The organism is Nonomuraea aurantiaca (assembly GCF_020215705.1).
In the GTDB taxonomy this organism is placed as follows: Bacteria; Actinomycetota; Actinomycetes; order Streptosporangiales; family Streptosporangiaceae; genus Nonomuraea; species Nonomuraea aurantiaca.
Genome location: NZ_JAIWNB010000011.1, coordinates 1 through 23,269, shown reverse-complemented (window position 1 = coordinate 23,269; position 23,269 = coordinate 1). Strand labels below are relative to the sequence as shown.

Genomic DNA, 23,269 nt, shown 5'->3' with positions numbered 1-23,269 from the left:
ACGGACCAGCGAGACCCGTCCGAATGAGAAGGCGGTACTTTCGGTGAACATGAAACTTGTGGGCGGTGCGGCTCTCGGCCTGGCGACCGTGCTGGTCCTGTCCAGCTGTGGCTCAGGAGGAGGCACCGGCACGAGCGGTGCGGGTGACCAGAAGTCCTCGGCCGGCGGCCCGGTGACGCTCAAGATGGTCGCCGCCGACTACGGTGACGGCCCCGGCAAGCCGAACTCCGGTGAGACGTTCTGGAAGGGCGTCGTGGACGAGTTCCAGGCGGCCAACCCGAACATCAAGGTCGAGGTCCAGGTCATCAACTGGAACGACATCGACAAGCAGGTCGCCACCATGGTCCAGAACGGCCAGGTGCCCGACATCCTGCAGACCGGCGACTACTCCGGCTTCGTCAAGGACCAGCTCCTCTACAAGGTCGACGAGGTCCTGTCGCCGAACGTCTCCAGCGACATGCTGCAGAAGTTCGCCGACTTTGGCAAGGTCGACGGCGCCGCGTACGGCATCCCGTTCGTGTCCTCCGCCCGCGCCCTGTTCTACAACAAGGACCTGTTCCAGAAGGCCGGCATCGCCGAGCCGCCCAAGACCTGGGACGAGCTCAAGGCGGACGCCGAGAAGCTGAAGAAGGCCGGCGTCAGCCAGCCCTTCGGCCTGCCGCTCGGACAGGAGGAGGCGCAGGCCGAGTCCTTCCTGTGGATGCTCGGCAACGGCGGCGGCTACAAGGACGCCTCCGGCAAGTGGGCGATCAACTCCCCGCAGAACGTCGAGACGTTCAACTACGTGAAGGGCCTGGTCAACGCCGGCCTGACCACCCCGAACCCGGGCACCAAGGACCGCAAGACGGTCTGGGAGGACTTCGGCGCCGGCAAGGTCGGCATGGTCAACGGCGGCCCGATGTCCATCCCGATCTTCGACGCGGCCGGGCTGAAGAACTACGGCGTCGCGCCGATCCCCGGCAAGTCCGGCCCGCTCGACACCACGCTCGGCGTCATGGACTGGATCATGGCGTTCAACAAGAACGGCCACGCCGCCGAGATCAAGAAGTTCTTCGACTTCTTCTACACCGGCAGCGCCGCGCAGAAGATCAGCGACACCTACAAGCTGCTGCCCGTGACCAACGGCGGCATCAAGAAGCTGTCGGGCGACGAGAAGCTCAAGCCGTTCCTCGACGCGCTGCCCAACGCCAGCTTCTACCCGTTCCAGGACCCGAAGTGGGCCGAGGTGAACCCGCAGATCAAGCAGACCATCGGCGGGGCCGTCAAGGACGACCCGGCCAAGGTGCTCGGCGAACTCCAGAAGACCGCCGACGCCGGCTGATCAGTCGGGGGCCCGTACGGCCGGCGCTTCGCGTCCAGAGCGCCGGCCGTACCGTCACGGAAGGTTCCGCATGAAAAGGTTGCGCATCCTGGAGCCCCTGGCCTGGGTCGGGCCTGCTGTTGTGCTGATCGCGGTGGTCGTGCTCTGGCCGGTCTACGAGATGATCCGCTCGTCGTTCCTGAAGATCAGCCGGTTCGGCGTGGTCCAGGGCGGGAACGGCGTGGCGAACTACGAGAAGCTGTTCGGTGAGAAGGACTTCGCGGACATCATGGTCCGCAGCGTCATCTGGGTGGTCGCGGTCGTCGCCCTCACCGTGCTGATCTCGCTGGCCCTGGCCCAGCTGTTCAACCAGCGCTTCCCCGGCCGCAAGATCGCCCGCTGGGCGCTGATCGCGCCGTGGGCGGCCTCGGTGCTGATGACGGCGATCATCTTCAAGTGGATGCTCGACCCGGAGGTCGGCGTCATCAACCAGATCAGGCTCAAGCTCGGCCTGATCGACGCGATGGGCGGCGCCTCGGCCGACCAGCTCGGCGACGCCTCGACGGCGATGCCGTGGCTGGTGTTCGTGGCGGTGTTCGTGTCGGTGCCGTTCACCACGTACGCGCTGCTGGCCGGTCTGGCGACCATCCCCAACGACGTCTACGAGGCGGCCAAAATGGACGGCGCCACCCGGCTGCGGACGTACTGGTCGATCACGCTGCCGCTGCTGCGGCCCGCCCTCACGGTCGCCGCGCTGATCAACGTCATGAACGTCTTCAACAGCTTCCCGATCATCTGGGCCATGACGCACGGTCAGCCCGGATACTCGACGGCGACCTCGACGATCCTGATGTTCATCCTCAAGGGCTCCAACATCGGCGAGTCCGCCGCCATGTCGGTCGTCAACTTCGGCATGGTGATCATCCTGACCGCGATCTTCCTCCGGGTGTCCCGCTGGAACAAGGAGGTGGCGTGATGGCCGTCAAGACGGCGCCGACGCTGTCCACCCACCACCACGCCAAGCCGCCCCGCCCCGCCGCGCGCCGCCTGCCCAGGCTCAAGACGGTGATCGTCGCGGGCAGCGCGTACGTGATCGCGTTCGTCTTCCTGTTCCCGTACCTGGTGATGCTGCTGACCTCGCTGCGTCCCCAGGAGACGCTGCGCGACGTGACGTTCTTCCCGTCGCAGTGGGAGTGGTCGAACCTGACCAACTTCTGGACCAGCGGCCTGGCCGGCAACCTCATGGTCACGCTCAAGGTGGCGGCGGGTTCCACCATTCTGGTGCTGCTGGTGGCGCTGCCGGCCGCGTACTACTCGGCCAGGCACAACTTCAGGGGGCGCACGGCGTTCCTGATCCTGGTGCTGATCACCCAGATGTTCCAGCCGACGGCCATGCTGGTCGGCATCTACCGGGAATTCTTCCAGTTCGGGCTGGTGGACTCGATCTGGTCGCTGATCCTGGTCAACGGCGGGTTCAACCTGGCGTTCGCGGTGTGGATCCTGAACGCGTACTTCTCCTCGATCCCGCGCGAGCTGGAGGAGGCGGCGTTCATCGACGGCAACGGGCGGTTCGGGGCGTTGTTCCGGATCACGCTGCCGCTGGCCATGCCCGGGGTCATCACCGCGCTGATCTTCACCTTCATCGCCGCGTGGAACGAGTTCGTGGTGGCGCTGACGCTGACCACGACACCGGCGAACCAGCCGCTGACGGTGGCGCTCAACTCGTTCATCGGCCAATACCAGGTGGACTGGCAGAACCTCTTCGCCGGCTCGGTGATCGCCACCATCCCGGTGATCATCCTGTTCGCTCTGATCGAGCGAAAGGTGGTAGGCGGCCTGACAGCGGGCTCCATCAAGTAGCCGACGAAACCAGCCACCCTCGCCCGGGCCCCTCCTCCACCGGCCCGGGCCCCTCAGCCGCCCCGCTCGCCGGTGGCGGCTGAGGCGGTTTTCAGACCACTATCCGCGACGGACCATCTTCGTCTGCTCCTCCGAGGGGATCCCTCCGAAGGAATCCCAGCCACGACGGACCGTCTTCTGCCTCTCCCCCGAAGGGGGTATCCCTCCAAAAGGACACCAGCCGCGACGGACCGTCACAGGGATCGAGACGGGCGGGTCACCGACGCTAGGCAGCAGGCACACGGGCGACGCAGAAGACCGTCTGGCCGAAGGGCGGCCGGATGAAGCGCTCGATGAGGCGCGTGGCCGGAACCACCGTCCGGTCGTAGATCTTCACGAGTCGCGGGTCCGGATAGCCCACGCCACCCCGGCGGACGGCGGCCCACCAGGCGATGCCGCCCAGGAAGTTGATCGGCTTCAGCACCTCGGGCTCCAGCCCCGCCTTGGCGACCGTCGCGCCCAGGGTCTTGGGGGTGTAGCGCTGGACGTGCCCGACCTTGCGGTCGAAGTCTCCATAAAGCTGCATGTAGCCGGGCACCCAGATGATGATCCGGCCGCCGGGCTGCGTGACCCGGGCGAGCGAACGGAGCGCCTCGGCGTCCTCCTCGATGTGCTCGAGGACGTTCATCAGCACGACCGTGTCGACCTTGTCCTCAAGCGGGATCTCGGTCGGCAGCCCGAACTGCAGCACGCTGATGTCGTCGCGCCCCTCGAAGCGCTTGCCGAGCTGCTCGACGCAGTAGGGGTCGAAGTCGCTCACCACGAGGCGGTCGAGGCGCGGCAGGAACTGCTCGGCGAAATGGCCCAGCCCGGAGCCGATCTCCAGCATCGAACGGCCGACATGCGGGGCGACCATGTCGAACTCGTACTGCCGATAGTTCTTGGCCTCGTCCCCACCCAGGTGGTTCTCCAGGGCCTCGTCACCGGCCGCCGGTTGTACTACACGGTCATACCCAGAAGACATAGTGCCGTTCCTTCGAAGGGCTCATGGATTTGTGCGAGTCTAATGCCCCAGCAGCGCCGATGGTCACCTGATGGGTCAAACGCCCTTCCCTGAACCCCCTCTGATGCGGTGAAATCTGACTCGTTCATGGACGACGACGAGGCCATCGGCCGCTCCCTCGCCGGCGACCTGTCCGCCTACGAGGCGCTGGTCGCCCGCTACAGCGCGCTCGCCCACCGCACCGCCGCCATGCTCGGGGCGGGGGACGAGGCCGAGGATGTGGTGCAGGAAGCGTTCGTCAAGGCGTTCAGGCACCTGTCGACCTTCCGCAGGGACGCCCCCTTCCGGCCGTGGCTGCTGCGGATCGTGGCCAACGAGACGCACAACCTGACCCGGTCGCGCGGGCGCAGATCCGAGCTCGCCGTACGACTCAGCGCCACGGCCGAGATCAAGGCCCCCGACGACCCCGAGGGCTCGGCCGTCGCCACGGACCGGCGCGCCCGGCTGCTGGAGGCGGTACGCCACCTGCCGGAGCGGGAACGCCAGGCCGTCGTCTGCCGGTACTTCTTACAGCTGACGGAGGCGGAAACCGCCCAGGTGCTCGACTGGCCACTCGGCACCGTCAAGTCCAGCACCCATCGCGGCCTCGCGCGGCTCAGGGAGGAGGTGGGCAATGAGCTCGCATGACCCGTTCGACGACCTGGCCGCCGAACTCACGGCCCTCGCCGACTTCCTCGACGTCCCCTACCCACCGCCGAACGACGTGGCGTCAGCCGTCCGCGCCCGCCTGGAGCCCACCCGCGACACGCCTGCGATCTCCGACACGCCTGCGACTCGCGAGACTTCCGCGACTCCTGACGCGCCTGAGCCCTCCGACACGCCTGCGACGCCAGAGGCGGCCCCTGAGGCGCCTCCTGAGGCGCCCGATGTGCCCGGCGCCAGGCGGCATCCCCCGGCGCCGGGTCGGCGGGACGATGAGCGGCGGCCTCCGGCGCAACGCAGGCGGCGGGCGAGATGGCGGATCGTGACGGCCATCATCCTGGCCGTCATAGCCATCACCGCCGCCACCCCGCAGGGCCGCGCCGCCGTGCGCGCGATCCTCCACTACGCCGGCATCGAGCTACGCCTGGGGGAGTCCACCCCCGAGCCGGTCACCACCCCCACGCCCCTGCCGGGCGAGCACGCGGTGGCCCCGGCGGACCTGTCCACCCAGGTGCGGTTCCCCGTCAAGACCCCCACCGCGCTGGGCACTCCCCAGCGCGCGACGGTGAGCGACAACGGCCGGGTGGCGTCGATGTTCTGGCAGGGCGGCATCCGGCTGGACCAGTTCGACGGCACGCTCAGCCCGTACTTCTTCAAGAGCGTGGGCCCACCCTGGCCCGAGGACGTCCCGGTTGGAGGCGTCACCGCCTGGTGGCTCGGCGGCGAGCATCCGCTCGGTTACCTCAAGCGCCAGGACGGCACGTCTGTCCCACTGCGCCAGGCCCAGGCCACTCTCATCTGGCAGTCCGGCACAGTCGGCTACCGCCTGGAAGGAGCCGGCACCAAGGAGCGCGCCGCCGAGATAGCCGCCACGCTGCTCCAGTAGCCGCCCCACACGGCCTCACCCCGGCAGAGACAGTCACTCCGGCAGGGCCAGCCAGTCGTCGATCTCCTTCAGCAGCTCCTTGCGGACCCCCTCGGGCGCCGTGGACGCCCTGATCGACTGCCGCGCCAGCTCGGCGATCTCCTCATCGCGAAAGCCATAGACCTCCCGCGCCAGCTCGTACTGCCGCAACAACCGCGCCCCGAACAGCAACGGATCGTCGGCCCCCAGCGCGATCGGCACCCCCGCCTCGAACAGCCTGCGCAACGGCACGTCCGCCACCCGCTCGGCGACGCCCAGGCCCACGTTCGAGGTCGGGCACACCTCGCAGCAGATCTGCCGCTCGGCCAGCCGCTCCATCAGCCACGGGTCCTCCGCCGCCCGCACCCCGTGTCCGACGCGGTCCGCGTGCAGGTCGTCCACGCACTGTGCGACGCTGCGCGGCCCGAGCAGCTCACCCCCATGAGGTACGGCCAGCAGCCCCGCGCGCTTGGCGATGCGGAAGGCCCGCTCGAACTCCCTGGCCGCGCCGCGCCGCTCGTCGTTCGACAACCCGAATCCGACGACCCCCTTGCCCTGGTATTGGACCGCGAGCCTGGCCAGCGTGTTCGCGTCGAGCGGGTGCTTGGTGCGGTTGGCCGCCACGACCACCGCGATCCCGATGTCGGCCAGGACGGCGGCCTGGGCGGCGGCGTCCAGCATGAGCTCCAGCGTCGCTGTCAACCCGCCGAACCGTGGCGCGAACCCCGACGGGTCCACCTGGATCTCCAGCCACCGCGACCCGGCCGCCGCCTCGTCCTCGGCCGTCTCCCGCACCAGGCGGTAGACGTGCTCCGGCCGCCACAGCACCGACCTGGCGATGTCGTACAGGCGCTGGAACCTGAACCACCCACGCTCATCGGTGGCGCGCAGCTGGGGCGGCCAATCCTGCTCCAGCGCGTCGGGCAGGTGCAGGCCCTGCTCGCGAGCCAGTTCGATCAGCGTCGAATGCCGCATCGAGCCGGTGAAGTGCAGGTGCAGGTGAGCCTTGGGAAGCTGGTCAAGCGGGCGTGGCATTTCCATATCTTGCCACTCAACCTGTATGCCCGTTCGTGCGTTGGGAGGGGCGAAAGGGGACCCCTGCTCATGACGGATGAAGACGAAACGGCATTCGACGAGTTCCTTGCCGCCCGCAGTACCTCGTTGCTTCGCACCGCGATCCTGGTCTGCGGAGCCACCCACCACGACGCCGAGGACCTGGTCCAGCACGCTCTGGAGAAGGTCTACCGGCACTGGCCCCGGATCCGGCACGACAACCCCGAGGCGTACGCGCGCAAGGTCCTCGTCAACGCGGCGATCAGCCGGGCTCGGCGGCGGCGCGTCGTGCAGGAGATCACCTTCGCCCGCCCGCCCGACACCGCCGCGAAATCGCCCGACCTGGACCTGCGCGACACGCTCATCGAGGAGTTGCGCAGGCTGCCGCCGAAGATGCGGGCCGTGATCGTCCTGCGCTACTGGGAGGACCAGTCGGAGTCGGCCACCGCGTCGCTGCTCGGCTGCTCGCTCGGCACGGTGAAGAGCCAGGCGGCCCGGGGCCTCGCCAAGATCCGCGAACGCATGACCGTCGCAGAAGGAGCGATCCGATGAAGACCGAAGAAGAAGCCATCGCCGACGCCATGGCCGCGCACGTCGCCGGCGTGCACCCCGGGCCGACGCTCGGCAGGGATGTGCGCCGCCGTCACCGCGCGCGCGTGCTCAGATTCCGTACGGCCGGCGCCGCCCTCGCCACCGCCCTGGTCGCCGTGACCGTGCCGGCACTGATCAACTCGGGGGAGCCCCCCAAGGCCCAGCACGCGGCCACCGGCCAGGACCAGGCCGTGATGGACTTGGTGGTCGTCCCGGACGTCGTCGGCAAGCCCGTCGCCGAGGCGGTCCAGACGCTGAAGCAGGCGGGACTGGTCGTGGAGGATCCGGAGACGGCCACCGACACGGGTTCGGTACGCGTCCAGGCCCCCGCCGCCGGTCAGGAAGTGACGATGGGGACGAACGTCCAGCTCACCGTCGGCCGGGAACCCTCGGTACCGCAGGATCTCGGTGATCTGGGCGACGGCAGGAAGCTCGGCGGCATCCACGTCGGCTACCTGCCCGACGGGCTCGAATGGGGTAAATGGTCGGGCAAGAACGGCTTCGGCAAAACCAGCTACACCACCACTTTCGTCGAGCCTGGGCAGCCAGAGGGCTACTACGCCGTTCAGGTCGTCGTGTTCGCGGGTGAGGCGACCAAGCAGGTCGCGCAGCGGTTGGTGAGGTTCTCTGAAGAGGGCGCTAAAACTGTTGATATCAGGGGCAAGGAGGCTTACCTCGCGGATGTCACCGAAGGCGGAGAAGTCGCCTCCGACACCACCGACAACTCTGAGGGTTCCACGAGCACCATTGGCTGGACGCTGCGCAAGGGGCTGGCGGTCGAGGTGTTTATCAGCCCGGACTATGCGAAAAAGGTCGACGCGGCGGTCGAATTGAAGAAGATCGCCGAAGGGATCGAACCCGTCAAGTGATCAGGGGGTACGGGTGAGATCAGACCGGGGATCTACCGTGCATGAGGCCTGAGGGCGGGACCGGCGGACAGGCGCTGCGCGCGATGCTGGCGTTCCTCGCACTCGGGGTCACCGTTTCGATCATCTATGGGCTGTTCTCTTCGGGTTTCGGGCGTCTCCATCGCACGCCGGTGGGGGCGCCTCCGCCGATTCAGGCTCGGCCGGCTCAGACCCAGCCGGCTCCGGCCGCGCCGGGCCGGGCGGGGCCCGTTCGGGGCCGGACCGTCAGCGCTGCCATGGCGGCGCCCCGGATCGCGGTGGTCTCGCATGACTTCTGGCTCACCTACCTGCCTGCCGGGTTCGATCGCGCCGACGGGGGAGTGATCGAACCCGACCAGGGTGCCTGGGCCAGATTCGCCCCTGAGAGGGGGCCGGGAGCTCGGGACGGGTTCGTCGAGGTGCGGGTCGAGCACGGCGCCGCGGCGGCCGACTGGGCCACCTACCAGCGGCGGACGACGCTACGGATGCCCAGGGACACCATCATCCGCGGCAGGCCCGCCCTGGTCGGCAGGCATCCCGGCGGCGGCCTGATGATCGTCTGGCTGGAGCGTCCGGGCACCGGAGCGTGGATCAGGGTCGGCGAATCCCTGAGCGAGGAACTGCTCCGTGTTGCCGCCTCGGTCAAGGCTCCTGTAGGAGACTAGGGGCCTTTTCTGCGGTTTCCACTCCAAGTCATGGGGGGTTGATGCGACGCCTGGCAGCGGTGTCCCTCGTGTTCGTACTCACCGCGTGCGGCAGCGCCGCCACGCCGGAGGCGAACACAGCCACGCCGGAACCGAGCCGGGCGAGGTCGACGATCATCTCTCTGACCTGCGGGTCCGGGGATCTCGGCATCGGTCACCTGCCCGCGGGGGTGGAGCGGGCGGGCTCGTTCTCGCAGGTCAAGTCACTGCGCGAGCGGCTCAAGGTGAAGGGCGTGCGGTGGCGCAGGAACGACGAGGAGTTGCTCGTCGCCGTGGTGTGCGGGGTGCGGGGCGCCGAGCGGTTCGCCTCGCTGGTCAGCAGGTCGAGCCTGGGCGCGTACAACGGCAAGCCCGCCCTGCGCTGGCGTACGCGGGGCGGGCTGAGCAACTTCATGTGGCTGGAACGGCCGGGCACCGCGGTCTACATCGGCGCCACGCCCGGACTGGCCCGCGAGATCGAGGAGGTGGCCGCGGCGGTCGGCTGACACGGCCGCGGCCCGGTCATCCGGCCTCTGCGGTTGGCTGGCGCGGCGCGATCAGGGGGCCTCTGCGGTCGGCTGACGCGGCGCGGTCAGTGGGCTTCGGCGAGGAGCTTGGCGAGGCGGCTGACGCCCTCTGCCAGGTCGTCATCCCCCAGGGCGTACGAAAGGCGGAAATATCCGGGCGTCCCGAACGCCTCGCCCGGAACCACCGCCACCTCCGCCTCCTTCAGGATCAGCTCGGCCAGCTCGGCCGACGACTGCGGCCGCCGGCCGCGCAGCTCCTTGCCGAGCAGCTCCTTGACCGAGGGATAGGCGTAGAACGCCCCCTTCGGCTCCGGGCAGAACACGCCGGGGATCTCGTTGAGCAGCCGGACCATCGCCTGACGACGCCGGTCGAACGCCTCGCGCATCTCCGCCACGGCCGACAGGTCGCCGGAGACGGCGGCCAGGGCGGCCATCTGGGCCACGTTCGAGACGTTGGACGTGGCGTGCGACTGGAGGTTCGTCGCGGCCTTGACCACGTCGGACGGGCCGATCAGCCAGCCCACCCGCCAGCCCGTCATGGCGTACGTCTTGGCCACGCCGTTGACGATGACGACCCGGTCGGCCAGCTCGGGAACGGCCGTGGCGATGCTGGTGAACTCCGCTCCGCCGTACACGAGATGCTCGTAGATCTCGTCGGTGACGATCCAGAGGCCGTTGTCGGCGGCCCAGCGGCCGATCGCCTCCGTCTGCTCGCGCGAGTAGACGGCGCCCGTCGGGTTGGACGGCGAGACGAACAGCAGGACCTTGGTGCGCTCCGTGCGGGCCGCCTCGAGCTGCTCGACGCTCGCGAGGTAGCCGGTCGTCTCGTCAGTGACGACGTCGACCTGGACGCCGCCGGCCAGCTTGATCGCCTCGGGGTAGGTCGTCCAGTACGGGGCCACGACCAGGACCTCGTCGCCCGGGTCGAGCAGGGTCGCGAACGCCTCATAGACGGCCTGCTTGCCCCCGTTGGTGACCAGGACCTGAGACGCCTCGACCTCGTAGCCCGAGTCGCGCAGCGTCTTGGCGGCGATCGCCTGCTTGAGCTCCGGCAGGCCGCCGGCCGGGGTGTACTTGTGGAAGCGGGGATCGCGCGCCGCCGCGACCGCCGCCTCGACGATGTAATCCGGTGTCGGGAAGTCGGGCTCTCCGGCGCCGAAACCGATGACGGGGCGGCCGGCCGCCTTTATCGCCTTCGCCTTCGCGTCCACGGCCAGCGTGGCGGACTCGGAAATCGCGGAAATTCGAGCGGATATGCGAGGTCGGGTGGACATGGGTCCATGCTGCCACGCGGGCCGTGACCTGGGCGATCGGGTTTGGTTCGACGTAAGGGGCATTCCCCCGATACACTTTCGCCTGGTCGTGCCGCCGCATGTCGACGTGCGGTTCGGTCCAGGCAGTGAGCTGATCAGGGTAGTGTGGTTGGCGACATAGGGCACTGGCGCAATTGGTAGCGCACCGGTCTCCAAAACCGGCGGTTGGGGGTTCGAGTCCCTCGTGCCCTGCGAGTGCGGTCCGCGCAATGGCGTGTAAGCGCGCCGCATACTGCGTTGGATACGACAGATTCAGGTGAGGACTGTGGCGATCGACACGCGCGGCGAGACCGCAGGCAAGCCTAGTGGCGAGAAGAAGACCCGCACCTCGCCGGCCCTTTTCTACCGGCAGGTAGTCACCGAGCTGCGTAAGGTCATCTGGCCGACACGCAAGGATCTCATCACTTACACCACGGTCGTTCTGGTATTCGTTCTGATCATGGTTGCGATCGTGTACGGGCTCGACAGCGCGCTCGGCTGGGCCGTTCTCCGCGTCTTCGGTGGAGCCTGATCCAGACACCGACGGCGTCGCCCGACGGAGTCGCCATTCGATTCGACGAAAGAGGAAAAGCCACCGTGTCCGAATCTTCAGTGCCGGCGAACGAGTCCCACGAGGAGTGGGACGGCGAGCCGGAAGAGGCCGCTGAGGCCACTGAGGAGACCGTCGACGAGCTCGACGCCGACGTCGCGGACAGCGACGAGAGCGACGAGGACGAGGTCGCCGACGAGGCTCCCGCAGTCGACGAAGACGGTGACATCCTGCCTGACGTCGACCCGGTCGAGGAGTTCAAACGCTCGCTCCGGGGCCAGCTCGGTGAGTGGTATGTGATCCACTCCTACGCCGGCTACGAAAACCGCGTGAAGTCCAACATCGAGAGCCGCAACGTGTCTCTCAACATGGAGGACTACATCTACCAGGTCGAGGTGCCGACGCACACCGTCCAGGAGTTCAAGAGCGGTAAGAAGGTGCCGGTCAAGGAGCGCGTACTGCCCGGCTACGTGCTGGTGCGCATGGAGCTGACCGACGAGTCCTGGGCCGCCGTGCGTAACACGCCCGGTGTGACCGGCTTCGTGGGCCTGTCCAACAAGCCGAGCCCGCTCAACCTCGACGAGGTGGCCAAGCTGCTGGCGCCCGAGCCGACCGAGGAAGCCAAGAAGTCCTCGGCCAAGACCAGCACCGGCCCGACCGTCGAGTTCGAGATCGGCGAGTCCGTGACGGTCATGGACGGCCCGTTCGCCACCCTGCCCGCCTCGGTCAGCGAGATCAGCCCCGAGTCGCAGAAGCTCAAGGTGCTCGTCTCGATCTTCGGCCGCGAGACCCCGGTCGAGCTGTCGTTCAACCAGGTCTCGAAGATCTAAGACGATCACGTAAGCTGATATGTCGTCCCCACGCGCGTAGACGGGGACCCCTGTGTTCTGGGGTTCCCGCGCCCGTGGGGGTTTGCAACACCATTCTCAGGACCCGGAGAAGGATCATGCCTCCAAAGAAGAAGATCGCGGCCTTGGTGAAGGTCCAGCTGCCCGCTGGCCAGGCCACGCCCGCTCCGCCCGTCGGTACCGCGCTCGGTCCCCACGGCGTCAACATCATGGACTTCGTCAAGCAGTACAACGCTGCCACGGAGGCCCAGCGGGGCAACATCATCCCCGTTGAGATCACCATTTTCGAAGACCGCAGCTTCACCTTCATCACGAAGACGCCCCCGGCGCCGGAGCTGATCAAGAAGGCTCTGGGCCTCGACAAGGGCAGCGCGGTCCCGCACAAGGAGAAGGTCGGCAAGCTCAGCCGCGAGCAGCTCCGCAGCATCGCTGAGACCAAGATGCCCGACCTCAACGCCAACGACATCGCGGCGGCCGAGAAGATCATCGCCGGCACCGCCCGGTCGATGGGCATCACCGTCGCCGACTAACACTTCCCCATCCGCGGGAGGGCCGTTCCCCGGCCCGCACCGCGATCCGTGGGAGAGCCGGTTTCCCGGCTCGTACCCACACCGATCAGTGGGAGGGCCGGCACCCGGCCCGCACACCACAAGGAGACAGAAATGAAGCGCAGCAAGGCGCACAAGGACGCGACGGCCAAGGTCGATCACGACAAGCTCTACGCGCCCGTCGAGGCCGCGAAGCTGGCCAAGCAGACGTCCGTCACCAAGTTCGACGCCACTGTCGAGGTGGCGCTGCGACTGGGCGTCGACCCTCGCAAGGCCGACCAGATCGTGCGCGGCACGGTCAACCTCCCGCACGGCACCGGCAAGACCGCCCGGGTCCTGGTCTTCGCGACCGGTGACCGTGCCGAGGCGGCCCGCGAGGCGGGCGCCGACATCATCGGCGCCGACGAGCTCATCGACGAGATCGCCAAGGGCAACCGGCTCAGCGAGTTCGACGCCGTGGTCGCCACCCCTGACCTCATGGGCAAGGTCGGCCGTCTGGGCCGCGTTCTCGGCCCGCGTGGCCTCATGCCCAACCCGAAGACCGGCACCGTGACGCCCGACGTCGCCAAGGCCGTGACGGAGATCAAGGGCGGCAAGATCGAGTTCCGTACGGACCGGCAGGCCAACCTGCACTTCATCATCGGCAAGACGTCGTTCGACGAGCGCCAGCTCATCGAGAACTACGCCGCCGCCCTCGACGAGGTGCTCCGTCTCAAGCCGTCGGCCGCCAAGGGTCGTTACCTGAAGAAGGTCACCTTCTCCACGACCATGGGCCCCGGCGTCCCGGTCGACCCCAACGCCACCCGCGGCCTGACTGCCGAGCTGGACGCGTAGCGAAAAGGCCACTCTTCTGGCACTTCTTCGCACCACACAGCCCTCGCCGATTCCGGCGGGGGCTGTTGTGTGTTCGGGGGGCGCCTTGTGCGCATGGCGGCCCATAGGCGTCCGCGTCGCAGACCCTCACCCGCCATAGACCCCCAGCGATCGACGCCCGCGTCACAGACCTCCGCGTCACGGGCGCCCGCCGCTGTGGGCGCGGCGGCCCCCCAACGGGGGCTGTGGCGCGGCTTCGCGGCGGCTCCGGTGCGGCGTGCGCTCTGCTGGGACGGGTCTTGGGGGTGCGCGTCTGCGAGCTCTATCTCGTACGGCGACCCTCGGACTCCGGGTGACGCGTGACCCACCTGGTGCCGTACGCGAAAAAAGAAGTGCCGTACACAAAAGAAAGATCAGAGCGGCTCACACGACAGAAGCCGAGGCAGAGAGTGTGGCGCGCGGCCAGGGGACGCGGGTCGGGGAAGACCCTGGGTTTTCCCTGAAAAGTCAGGGGAATACGCCATCACCGGGACACCGACACGTAGGGTTCAAATCATGCTGAAGCGCAGAATTTCCCTCGCTACCGCCGCGGCCGGTGCCGCCCTGGTCGCGGTCGCGGTTGCCGGTTGTGGAACGACCGCGCAGCCAATCCAGGTCAAGCTGGCGGCGTCCGAAGTGCTGACGCAGGCCGCGCAGAAGACCGCGGAGGTCACCAGCTACACCGTTGACGCCGTCGTCAACGTCAAGCAATCCCAGGAGGGGAACGGCAAGGTGCAGGGGCGGATGCTCTACCAGAGCAAGCCGCAGCTGGCCGTCGACCTCACCCTCGACACCCTCGACATGGACGGTAAGGGTCTGCCCGGTGGGGCGCGAGCCGTGCTCCAGGGCGACGCCGTCTACGTCAAGGTCGAGGCGCTCAAGGAGCTCGTCGGGGCGACGAAGCCGTGGATCAAGGTGCCGCTGACCAATGTCGGCGCTCCGGATCAGGTCAAGACGTACCTCGACCAGATCCAGCAGTTCGACCTGGCGGCCGTCACCAAGATGGTGACCGCGTCGCAGGACGTCAAGGCGGCCGGCACCGAGAGTGTCGGCGGCGTGGACACCACCCACTACAGCGGGACGTTCCCGGTCGACGCGGCGGTGCAGCAGCTGCCGGCCGACAAGCAGGAAGCCGCCCGCTCGGGCCTGGCCGAGCTCAAGGACATCAAGTTCGACATCTGGGTCGGCAGTGACGGCCTGCCTCGCAAGCTCGCGCTGAACGGTGCCAAGGAAGGCGCCACGCTCGACGCGACCCTGCTGTTCAAGGGGTTCAACGAGGCCGTCAACATCCAGACGCCGCCCGCCGACCAGATCGGCGAGCTGCCGAAGGGCACGACCAACTAACCGGGTGCGGCGCTGAAGAGCGTCGCCGACTGAGAGCGATTTGGAAACTCGGCGGCCAGGACGTACTCTGGTCGTTGCCGAAGACCGCCGGTTGTCGTCAGGTTCTTCAAGACCTGACGACCGAAGGATCCACAGTCTGTGGACGGCCCGCGCAGGTGTGATACGAGTTTCCTACACGGAGTGATCCGTGTGTGAGCCCCGTGTGCGCCCTGCGCCCGGGGCCGTTCTCATTTCTGGGCCTTCACCGGTGGCACATCTGGAAGGAGGCCCATGGCGAGGGCGGATAAGGCGACAGCAGTTGCCGAGCTCAGGAGCGAGTTCGAAGGCAGCGCTGCCGCCGTTCTGACCGAGTACCGCGGTCTCACCGTCGCCCAGCTCAAGCAGCTGCGCGTCTCTCTCGGTGAGAATGCGAAGTTCGCCGTGGCGAAGAACACCCTGACTAAGATTGCGGCCAATGAGGCCGGTTTCGCGGGTCTTGACGACCTGCTCGCCGGTCCGACCGCGATCGCCTTCGTCAACGGCGACGTTGTCGAGGCGGCCAAGGGTCTGCGTGACTTCGCCAAGGCCAATCCCCTTCTGGTGATCAAGGGCGGCGTCCTTGATGGCAAGATGCTGGACGCAACCGAGATCACCAGGCTCGCTGACCTCGAGTCCCGCGAGGTTCTCCTCGCGAAGCTGGCCGGCGCGATGAAGGCGAAGCAGAGTGCTGCTGCCGCCATGTTCGCCGCGCTGCCCACCAACATGGCCCAGCTGGCCGACGCCCTTCGCGCCAAGCGCGAAGAGGCGGGCGAGTAATACGGGGATTGCCGCAAACCCCGCGGTCCCGTTCCTAGTTATCGCAAGATCCATACGGAGGAAACCATCATGGCGAAGCTCAGCACCGACGAGCTGCTCGACGCGTTCAAGGAGATGACCCTCCTCGAGCTTTCCGAGTTCGTGAAGCAGTTCGAGGAAGTGTTCGACGTCAAGGCCGCCGCCCCCGTCGCGGTTGCCGCTGCCCCCGCCGCCGGTGGTGGCGAGGCCGCCGCCGTTGAGGAGCAGGACGAGTTCGACGTCATCCTCGAGGCTGCCGGCGACAAGAAGATCCAGGTCATCAAGGAGATCCGCGCCCTGACGTCCCTGGGCCTCAAGGAGGCCAAGGACCTGGTCGACGGCGCTCCCAAGAACGTCTTCGACGGCAAGGTCAACAAGGAGCAGGCGGAGAAGGCCAAGGCTGCCCTCGAGGGCGCCGGCGCTTCCGTCACCGTGAAGTAACACTTTCGAGGCATATCGCTCGAAGAGCATTACCGAATCGCCGGTTCCGGCGTTTCACCCCAGAAGGGGCGGCTGCACCCAGGTGCCGGGTGTGCCGCCTCTTTTGCGTTTTTGCGTGCCCGGTTGTTGCCGCTTTTGCGCACCCTTTTGTGTGTCCGGCTGTTACCGCCGTACAGAGCTCACGAGATTCTCATGGTCGTCTCATCGCGTGGCGAGAGGTGGTGCTTAGCGTTCGAGTGTGTTCAAGGATGTGCGTGTCAGAGATCGATGGGCGTTGGCCGGGCTGCTCGCCGCCACCGCGGTGCTCTACATATGGGGGCTGAACGCCTCCGGATGGGCGAACGCGTTCTACTCGGCTGCCGTACAAGCGGGCACCCAGAGCTGGAAGGCGTTCTTCTTCGGGTCGTCCGACGCGGCCAATGCCATCACCGTGGACAAGACGCCCGCCTCGTTGTGGCCGATGGAGCTCAGCGCCAGGATCTTCGGGCTGAGCTCATGGAGCATTCTCGTGCCCCAGGCGCTCATGGGCGTGGCGACCGTGGGCGTGGTCTATGCCGCCGTACGCCGCCGCTTCCCCGCGTGGGCCGCGTTGATCGGCGGGGCGGTGATGGCGATTACGCCGGTGGCGGTGCTGATGTTCCGCTTCAACAACCCGGACGCGCTGCTGGTGCTGCTGCTGACCGTCGCGGGTTACTGCGTGGTGCGGGCCCAGGAGAAGGCGGGGACGCGGTGGCTGGTGCTGGCGGGGGCGTGCATCGGGTTCGCGTTCCTGGCCAAGATGCTGCAGGCGTTCGTGGTGCTGCCGGGGTTCGCGCTCGTCTACCTGATCACGGCTCCGACCACGGTGGGGCGGCGGCTCTGGCAGCTCGTGCTGGCGGGTGTGGCCATGGTGGTGTCGGCCGGCTGGTGGCTGGTGGCCGTGGCGCTGGTGCCCGCCGCCGACCGGCCGTACATCGGCGGCTCCCAGACGAACAGCGTCCTGGAACTCGCGCTCGGCTACAACGGCATCGGCCGGTTGAACGGCGGCGACTACGGAGGGCTCGGCAACCTCAATCAGCAGGCCGGCTGGTGGCGGATGTTCGACACCGAGGCGGGCGGGCAGATCTCGTGGCTGCTTCCGGCGGCGCTGGTGCTCCTGGTGGCCGTGGTCTGGCTGACGCGGTCGGCGCCGCGGACGGATCCCGTACGGGCTCAGGCGGCGGTGTGGGGGAGCTGGCTGGTGATCACCGGGCTGATCTTCAGCCTGATGCAGGGAATCTTCCACGCGTACTACACGGTGGCACTGGCTCCGGCGATCGCGGTGCTGGGGGGTTCGGGGGTGGCGCTGCTCTGGGAGCGCCGGGCGAACCGGGCGCTCGCGCTGGCCGCGGCTGTGACGGCTGGGTGGGGGTACGTCCTGCTGTCGCGTAGTTCGGAGTGGAATTCCTGGTTGGGGCCGATCGTGCTCGTCGGCGGGTTGGCGGCGGCTGTGGGTCTACTGATCGTCGGTCGTCAGGGGGAGGGGCGGGTGGGTGTGCCGTCCGGGGAACCTGGGGGCGTGGCGGTCGCGGGACTTGCGGGCGTGTCGTCTGAGGTCTCTGTGGGCGCGCCGGTCGCCGGTGGGCGGTCTGAGGAGCTTGGGAGCGTGGCGGTCGCGGGACTTAGGGGCGAGCCGTCTGAGAAGTCTGCGGGCGTGCCGGTCGCGGCGCGTGGTTGGTGGTCGCGGCGGTTGCCGGGGATTGTCGCCGTCGTGGCGGTCGTGGTGTGTCTGGCCGGGCCGGCCGCGTACGCACTGGACACCGCCACATCCGCGCATACCGGCGCGATCCCCACGGCGGGCCCCTCTACGGGAGGGTTCGGCGGACCTGGCGGGTTCCGGCGTGGCGGCGGCCCTGCGGCCATGGGACCGGGCGGGTTCGGGGGCTTCGGTGGGTTTGGTGGTGGCCAGCCGGGCGGTACCGGTGGTACTGGGCGGCCTGGCGGTACCGGCGGTCAGCCGGGCGGAACGGGTGGTACCGGAGCCGATGGGTTCGCTCGTGGCGGGCGGGGAGGCGGTGGGATGGGCGGGCTGCTGCAGTCCGTCACCCCCAGCGCCGAGCTGACCGCCCTTCTGAAGAGCAACGCCACCGCCTACAGCTGGGTCGCCGCGACCGTCGGCTCGAACAACGCCGCCGGATACCAGCTCGCCACGGGCCAGCCGGTGATGGCGGTGGGCGGCTTCAACGGGACCGATCCCGCGCCGACACTCACCCAGTTCAAGCAGTACGTGGCCGAGGGAAAGATCCACTACTTCATCGGTGGCGGAATGGGCGGCGGCATGCGCGGCGGGGCCAGCACGGGTGGCAGCAGTGACGCGGCCGAGATCGCCGCGTGGGTCCAGGAGACGTACACGGCCGCCACAGTCGGCAACGCCACGATCTACGACCTCACCGCCGCCAAGTGACCGTACGACCTCAGCGTCGGCGAGTCCCCGGGTGGTTTTGTCACACGACCGTCTCGATCCCCGTGACGGTCTGCGGTGGCTGAGGTCCTTGAGGAGGGATACCCCCTCCGGGGGAGCGGAAGGAACCGGTCCGTCGCGGTTGGGAACCCTTAGGAGGGCCTCTTTGAGGAGCGGAAAGGGACCGCCCGTGGGTTCCCATCGGCGGATGCACCCTTCGGGGAGCGGAAGAGGACGGTCCGTGGGATTGAGGTGTCCATCGGGGGAGGCCCTCTCCGGGGGAGCGGAAGCGGACCGTCCGTGGTGGTGGGGTGCCCTTGGGGGAGGGCTTCTCCGGGGGAGCGGAAGAGATCGGTCCGTCGTGGGAGAGGACCCTGCGGAGGGGCCCCTGGGGTGGAAGAGGCCGATCCATCGTGGCGAAGGGCCCTATGGGGCGCTTCGGGGGAGCGGGGGACGGATGCCCGGCGAACCGTTCGTGGACAGCGCGCTAGGCGGCGCGGACGCGGGCGATGGCGCTGGTGTCCATGTAGTCGCGCGCATGGACGATCAGACCGTCCCTGACCCGTAGGATCAGCAGGCCCGGCACCGTCAGCTCCTGGTCGGCCACCGTGACCACCGCCTCGTGCTCCGCCACGACCACCTCCGGGTCCGTGGCCTGGCGGATGACCACGTCACGGATCTCCTTGACCAGGGCCTTCATGGAGCCCCACATCATCGTGTACCCCGCCCGGACCTCCTCCCGGCCCTTGAACGCCGGCAGCCCGCCGAACGGGAACTCGTGCAGGCCGTCCTCGGCGTAGAGATCGGCCAGTTCGTCGGCCGACTTGTGGAGCATCGCGGCGTGGTAGGCGGCGACGAGATCGGTGATGGACATGAGAGCTCCCATTTCGCTCAACGGGCGTTGACTCAACGAGCGTAGAGTGAAATAAGGCGAACGGTCAACGCCTGTAGAGTGAGCGACGGTTGCCAAAAGGGAGGGGCGGCGTGACCGAACGGGCGGAGCGGCGGCGCAGGACCGAGCAGCGGATCCTGGGAGCGGCCCGGAAACTCTTCGCCGACCTGGGATTCGAGCGCACCACGATCCGCGCGGTGGCCAAGGCGGCTCAGGTCGATCCCGCGCTGGTCATGCAGTACTTCGGCAGCAAGCAGGACCTGTTCAGCGCGGCTGTGACCGTGGCCCCGGCGCCGGTGGCCCAGGATGAGGCCGAGGAGTTGGACGCCGACGACTTGGTCGAGCAGCTGCTCGGGAGCCTCGGTGTCAAGATGGGGGAGTTGCCGCAGAGCTCCCTGGCCATGATGCGATCCATGCTCACCCACCCTGAGGCGGGTGCGTCGGCGCGGGCCGTACTGAGTCGTCAGATCCACCAGGTCGGCGAGTTGATCCCCGGCGGCGATGCGCGACTGCGGGCGGCGCTGATGACGACGATCATGCTGGGCGTGACCGTGGGCCACCAGCTGCTCGAACTCGACGAGCTACGCGAAGCATCTCAAGCGGACATCGCACGGGTCCTCCGCCCGGCCCTGAGGGCGATCGCCCACCCCCACGCCGAATAGGGACCGCGACGCCCGCTGCTGGACTCCGTGTCTCATAACCGGCCAGTAACAAGTTATTGGAACTGGTTCCAATTCCCTCGTGCGCCGCTACGGTGATGGCAGCCGTGTGGTTGAAGTCACGTTACTCTGTGCGCATGGAGGGTGACCCGTGGGCGTCGAAGTCGTGGTCGACGGGCTGACCAAGTCGTTCGGTCGGCAGGTCATCTGGGAGGACGTCTCGCTCACCCTGCCCGCGGGCGAGATCTCGGTGCTGCTCGGCCCCTCCGGCACCGGCAAGTCGGTCTTCCTCAAGACCCTGGTCGGGCTGCTCAGGCCGGACCGCGGCCACATCTGGATCGACGGCTACGACCTGGCCAACTGCAACGAGAGCAAGCTGTACGAGCTGCGCCGCCTGTTCGGTGTGCTGTTCCAGGACGGTGCGCTGTTCGGTTCGCTCAGCCTGTACGACAACATCGCCTTCCCGCTGCGCGAGCACACCAAGAAGAGCGAGTCGCAGATCCGGCAGATCGTGCTGGAGAAGATGGAGCTCGTCGGCCTGCTCGGCGCCGAGACCAAGCTGCCGGGCGAGATCTCCGGCGGCATGCGCAAGCGGGCCGGGCTGGCCAGGGCGCTGGTGCTCGATCCCGAGATCATCCTGTTCGACGAGCCCGACTCGGGTCTCGACCCGGTACGGACCGCCTATCTCAACCAGCTCATCGTCGACCTGAACGCCGAGATCGAGGCGACCTTCCTGATCGTCACCCACGACATCAACACCGCCCGTACGGTGCCCGACGACATCGGGCTGCTGTTCAGGCGCGAGTTGATCATGTTCGGGCCGCGCGAGATGTTGCTGTCGAGCGACGAGCCGGTGGTCCGGCAGTTCCTCAATGCCAGGAAGCACGGCCCGATCGGCATGTCGGAGGAGAAGGACGTCTCCGAACTGGAGGCCGAGGCGCAGCTGGGCCACGACCCCGGCTCGCTGCCGCCGATCCCGCCGCAGCTGATGCCCAGCGGCAACGGGCTCCGCCGTACGCAGCGGCCGCCCGGCACCTGGCTGGCGGCCAACGGGGTCATCCCGCCCCAGGGCTCCTTCGTGGACGACCGGGGGCGCAACTGGCTGGAAGAGTACCCGCGCCTGATCAACGCCCACCTCAACGGAGTCCGGTAGGTCGCAGCTCCGGTAAGCCCTGGTCCTGCTCCAACCGCTCGAGTGACAGTAGGCCCCGGCCCTGGTCCCAAGACGCCGGTCTCGCGCTGATGGGTCTGATGGTCGCCCAGGTAATCGGGGGTGGGCCGCAGCCGGTCTGGACCGGCCCGCCGCCAGACCGGTCAAGAGCCGACTGGCGGGTCAAGCGCGCGGCACGGACCAAGCACCTCAGACCCGGGCGTCCGCCAGGCGGGCCGAGAAGACGCTTTCCCGGACCTCGGTGCCCCGAAAGGCCGTAACGCCGCTCCGCGCCTCCAGCGGGCCTCAGAAGGCCGCCTGAAGGGCGTTCGCCAGACGCTCGGCTCGCCGGGGAGGCGGGGAAGGCGGGGAGACGGGAGAGGCGGGGAGGCGGCGACATGCCCGCCCGGCAAGAGTGGGGTCCTATGTCGCCTCTGTCGTTTCCCGGGCTCCAGAAGCGGCCGGCGGGTTATCATCCGGCAACCAAGCCGGGAGGTGAGCAGACGTGGACGAGCCGGTCCGGCCACCCCGCGTCCTGACCGGCGTACTCCTGCTGCTGGTGGTGCTGCTCGGCGCCGCCGTGGTGTTCCTTCGCGGGCAGGACCTGGCCGAACAGGCCAGGGCGGACGATAGGCGGGCCGCGCTGGAGGCGGCGGGCGCGCACGCGGTCAATCTGATCTCGCTCGACTACAAGACCGTCGACGCCGACATGGGGCGCATCCTGGCCACCTCCACCGGAGTGGCCAAGGAGGAGTATGAGGCGAACGCGGCGAAGCTCAAGTCCACCACGCTGGAGAACAAGGTCGTGCAGCACGGCGTGCTCAGGGCCACGGGGCTGGTGTCGATGACGGAGCTGACCGCGAGGGTGCTTGTCGTGGCCGATGTGGAGATCCGCTGGGAGGGTTCCAAGACGCCCAAGCAGGAGCGGTTCTACCGCTGGTCGATGGACGTGACCAAGGCGAAGGGAGTCTGGCTGGTGTCGAGGGCGGTGCAGGTGGTGTGAGGGCGGTCACGATCGCGCTGCTGGTCCTGGTGCTCGGGCTCGGCACCGCGTCAGGGGTGTTCTGGTACGACGCCCACGCCCTGCGCGCGGACGAGGAGGCGGGGCGCCAGGCCATGGCCGCGGCCCGTACGGTGGCGCCGGACCTGCTGTCGTACGACTATCGGACGGTCGAGCAGGACCTGGCCCGGGCCGCCGAGCACACCACGGGCGAGCTCGCCAAGCACTACAAGGCCCTGTCGGCCGGCCTGGCCGCCAAGGCCAAGGCGGAGAAGACGGTCCAGACGGCGGCCGTCGCCGACGCGGGCGTGGAGCGCGCAGAAGATGATCGAGTTGAGGTTCTGTTGTTCGTGAACACGGGTACGGTCAGGGAGATCCCCGGCAAGGCCGAACCACAGCAACAGGTCAGCCAGAACCGGGCCAGGCTCGTCATGGTCCGGCAAGATTCCCGCTGGTTGGTGGCCGAGCTGTCGACCTTGATCGGTACTGCCTGAGCCATCGGGCGCGTCCCGGGGGTCAATTGTTACCAAAAAAAGGGTTTAGCGAAGCCCAAGTAGCGGGTACCTGAGTCTCAGCTACACCGGTTGTCGGCATGGGTTCGACCCTCGGTGTGACGGAGCGTTAACCGTCCCCGTTCGCGGGTATCGTCTTGGGCCTGACGGTAGGCGTCCGATCACGCAGGGGAGAAAACCCAGCGTCCGGCCCCTAGGTCGGCGGAAAGTCGGGCTTACGGGCTTGACGTTTCCGCTCGAACGGGCGATGCTGCGACCAACGTGGAGCATGCAGCGAGAGTGAAGTGGACAGGCGTGTGCCGTTCGGCTACACTGCCCCTTTGCGCTGCCCTTTGACGACCCGCTCCGCTTGCTCACGTTGCGAGGTTGTCTGGCGTGCGTGTAGTCAGTCCGCCGCGAGCCCTCGGAAGGACATCTGTTGGCAGCCTCGCGCAACGCCTCCGCCGTACCCGCTGGTCCC

25 protein-coding genes and 1 tRNA gene are annotated in these 23,269 nt (G+C 68.0%); 22 read left to right on the top strand and 4 right to left on the bottom strand.

The genetic code is table 11. The features are described from left to right. Positions 1–49: 49 nt before the first annotated feature. From LDL49_RS25335 to LDL49_RS25325, 3 genes are all read left to right on the top strand, one after another. Complete coding sequence (locus LDL49_RS25335) at positions 50–1,321, top strand: extracellular solute-binding protein (protein WP_225294027.1); 1,272 nt, start codon at positions 50–52, stop codon at positions 1,319–1,321. A gap of 70 nt (positions 1,322–1,391) precedes the next feature. Beyond that, positions 1,392–2,276: a carbohydrate ABC transporter permease gene (locus LDL49_RS25330; RefSeq protein ID WP_225294025.1), complete on the top strand. Its 885-nt coding sequence runs from the start codon at positions 1,392–1,394 to the stop codon at positions 2,274–2,276. Further along, positions 2,276–3,160, top strand: coding sequence for a carbohydrate ABC transporter permease (locus LDL49_RS25325; RefSeq protein ID WP_225294023.1), 885 nt, complete (start codon positions 2,276–2,278; stop codon positions 3,158–3,160). Before LDL49_RS25330 ends, LDL49_RS25325 begins: the two co-directional genes overlap by 1 nt. Before the next feature lie 265 nt (positions 3,161–3,425). Here the strand turns inward: LDL49_RS25325 and LDL49_RS25320 are convergent, their stop codons facing one another. Continuing rightward, complete coding sequence (locus tag LDL49_RS25320) at positions 3,426–4,163, bottom strand: class I SAM-dependent methyltransferase (RefSeq protein ID WP_225294021.1); 738 nt, start codon at positions 4,161–4,163, stop codon at positions 3,426–3,428. Between the two features lie 108 nt (positions 4,164–4,271). On the opposite strand from LDL49_RS25320, the gene LDL49_RS25315 reads away from it, so the two are divergent. Beyond that, positions 4,272–4,829: an RNA polymerase sigma factor gene (locus tag LDL49_RS25315; RefSeq protein WP_225294018.1), complete on the top strand. Its 558-nt coding sequence runs from the start codon at positions 4,272–4,274 to the stop codon at positions 4,827–4,829. Then, the gene (locus LDL49_RS25310) at positions 4,816–5,730 is read left to right on the top strand and encodes a hypothetical protein (RefSeq protein ID WP_225294016.1); all 915 of its coding nucleotides are present in this window, start codon (positions 4,816–4,818) and stop codon (positions 5,728–5,730) included. Before LDL49_RS25315 ends, LDL49_RS25310 begins: the two co-directional genes overlap by 14 nt. A gap of 33 nt (positions 5,731–5,763) precedes the next feature. Here LDL49_RS25310 and LDL49_RS25305 read toward each other — a convergent pair whose 3' ends face one another. Continuing rightward, positions 5,764–6,783, bottom strand: a complete 1,020-nt coding sequence (locus LDL49_RS25305; RefSeq protein WP_225294014.1) for an adenosine deaminase — start codon at positions 6,781–6,783, stop codon at positions 5,764–5,766. Between the two features lie 69 nt (positions 6,784–6,852). On the opposite strand from LDL49_RS25305, the gene LDL49_RS25300 reads away from it, so the two are divergent. The 4 genes from LDL49_RS25300 to LDL49_RS25285 are packed head-to-tail and all read left to right on the top strand — an operon-like array spanning position 6,853 to position 9,468. Next, entirely contained in the window at positions 6,853–7,353 is a 501-nt protein-coding gene (locus LDL49_RS25300) for a SigE family RNA polymerase sigma factor (protein WP_225294012.1), read from the top strand. A 29-nt stretch (positions 7,354–7,382) separates the two neighbouring features. Then, positions 7,383–8,261, top strand: coding sequence for a PASTA domain-containing protein (locus LDL49_RS25295; RefSeq protein WP_225294010.1), 879 nt, complete (start codon positions 7,383–7,385; stop codon positions 8,259–8,261). Between the two features lie 41 nt (positions 8,262–8,302). Further along, positions 8,303–8,944, top strand: a complete 642-nt coding sequence (locus tag LDL49_RS25290; RefSeq protein ID WP_225294008.1) for a hypothetical protein — start codon at positions 8,303–8,305, stop codon at positions 8,942–8,944. A gap of 41 nt (positions 8,945–8,985) precedes the next feature. Further along, positions 8,986–9,468, top strand: a complete 483-nt coding sequence (locus LDL49_RS25285) for a hypothetical protein (RefSeq protein WP_225294006.1) — start codon at positions 8,986–8,988, stop codon at positions 9,466–9,468. A gap of 86 nt (positions 9,469–9,554) precedes the next feature. On the opposite strand, the gene LDL49_RS25280 is transcribed toward LDL49_RS25285, so the two are convergent. Next, positions 9,555–10,763: a pyridoxal phosphate-dependent aminotransferase gene (locus LDL49_RS25280; protein ID WP_225294004.1), complete on the bottom strand. Its 1,209-nt coding sequence runs from the start codon at positions 10,761–10,763 to the stop codon at positions 9,555–9,557. A gap of 158 nt (positions 10,764–10,921) precedes the next feature. On the opposite strand from LDL49_RS25280, the gene LDL49_RS25275 reads away from it, so the two are divergent. The 9 genes from LDL49_RS25275 to LDL49_RS57095 all read left to right on the top strand — a co-directional run bounded on the left by LDL49_RS25275 (position 10,922) and on the right by LDL49_RS57095 (position 18,599). Continuing rightward, positions 10,922–10,994 (top strand) — tRNA-Trp (locus LDL49_RS25275). A gap of 73 nt (positions 10,995–11,067) precedes the next feature. Next, complete coding sequence (gene secE, locus LDL49_RS25270) at positions 11,068–11,313, top strand: preprotein translocase subunit SecE (protein WP_225294001.1); 246 nt, start codon at positions 11,068–11,070, stop codon at positions 11,311–11,313. Between the two features lie 65 nt (positions 11,314–11,378). Then, the gene (gene nusG, locus LDL49_RS25265) at positions 11,379–12,161 is read left to right on the top strand and encodes a transcription termination/antitermination protein NusG (RefSeq protein WP_225293999.1); all 783 of its coding nucleotides are present in this window, start codon (positions 11,379–11,381) and stop codon (positions 12,159–12,161) included. Positions 12,162–12,277: 116 nt separating this feature from the next. Beyond that, a complete protein-coding gene (rplK, locus tag LDL49_RS25260; protein ID WP_225293997.1) occupies positions 12,278–12,709 on the top strand; it encodes a 50S ribosomal protein L11 in 432 nt (143 codons plus the stop codon). Positions 12,710–12,841: 132 nt separating this feature from the next. Then, positions 12,842–13,561, top strand: coding sequence for a 50S ribosomal protein L1 (gene rplA, locus LDL49_RS25255; RefSeq protein ID WP_225293995.1), 720 nt, complete (start codon positions 12,842–12,844; stop codon positions 13,559–13,561). Positions 13,562–14,095: 534 nt separating this feature from the next. After that, a complete protein-coding gene (locus LDL49_RS25250; RefSeq protein WP_225293993.1) occupies positions 14,096–14,923 on the top strand; it encodes an SCO4651 family lipoprotein in 828 nt (275 codons plus the stop codon). Between the two features lie 270 nt (positions 14,924–15,193). Next, positions 15,194–15,718 (top strand): 50S ribosomal protein L10, encoded by a 525-nt coding sequence (rplJ, locus tag LDL49_RS25245; protein WP_225293991.1) that lies wholly within the window; start codon positions 15,194–15,196, stop codon positions 15,716–15,718. 69 nt (positions 15,719–15,787) lie between these two features. Next, positions 15,788–16,177, top strand: a complete 390-nt coding sequence (gene rplL, locus LDL49_RS25240) for a 50S ribosomal protein L7/L12 (protein ID WP_225293990.1) — start codon at positions 15,788–15,790, stop codon at positions 16,175–16,177. A 238-nt stretch (positions 16,178–16,415) separates the two neighbouring features. Beyond that, on the top strand, positions 16,416–18,599 hold the full coding sequence (locus LDL49_RS57095) for an ArnT family glycosyltransferase (RefSeq protein ID WP_308016188.1): 2,184 nt from the start codon (positions 16,416–16,418) through the stop codon (positions 18,597–18,599). A gap of 484 nt (positions 18,600–19,083) precedes the next feature. Here the strand turns inward: LDL49_RS57095 and LDL49_RS25230 are convergent, their stop codons facing one another. Beyond that, on the bottom strand, positions 19,084–19,470 hold the full coding sequence (locus LDL49_RS25230; RefSeq protein ID WP_225293989.1) for a nuclear transport factor 2 family protein: 387 nt from the start codon (positions 19,468–19,470) through the stop codon (positions 19,084–19,086). A 110-nt stretch (positions 19,471–19,580) separates the two neighbouring features. On the opposite strand from LDL49_RS25230, the gene LDL49_RS25225 reads away from it, so the two are divergent. From LDL49_RS25225 to LDL49_RS25210, 4 genes are all read left to right on the top strand, one after another. Beyond that, positions 19,581–20,150, top strand: a complete 570-nt coding sequence (locus tag LDL49_RS25225; RefSeq protein ID WP_225293988.1) for a TetR/AcrR family transcriptional regulator — start codon at positions 19,581–19,583, stop codon at positions 20,148–20,150. 148 nt (positions 20,151–20,298) lie between these two features. Beyond that, a complete protein-coding gene (locus tag LDL49_RS25220) occupies positions 20,299–21,300 on the top strand; it encodes an ABC transporter ATP-binding protein (RefSeq protein WP_225293987.1) in 1,002 nt (333 codons plus the stop codon). A gap of 502 nt (positions 21,301–21,802) precedes the next feature. Beyond that, positions 21,803–22,300, top strand: a complete 498-nt coding sequence (locus tag LDL49_RS25215) for an Rv1363c family protein (protein ID WP_225293986.1) — start codon at positions 21,803–21,805, stop codon at positions 22,298–22,300. Then, positions 22,297–22,791 carry an Rv1363c family protein gene (locus LDL49_RS25210; protein WP_225293985.1) on the top strand — a complete coding sequence of 165 codons (495 nt, stop codon included), beginning with the start codon at positions 22,297–22,299 and terminating at the stop codon, positions 22,789–22,791. The genes LDL49_RS25215 and LDL49_RS25210 overlap by 4 nt, the downstream gene beginning before the upstream one ends. Positions 22,792–23,269 lie beyond the last annotated feature (478 nt).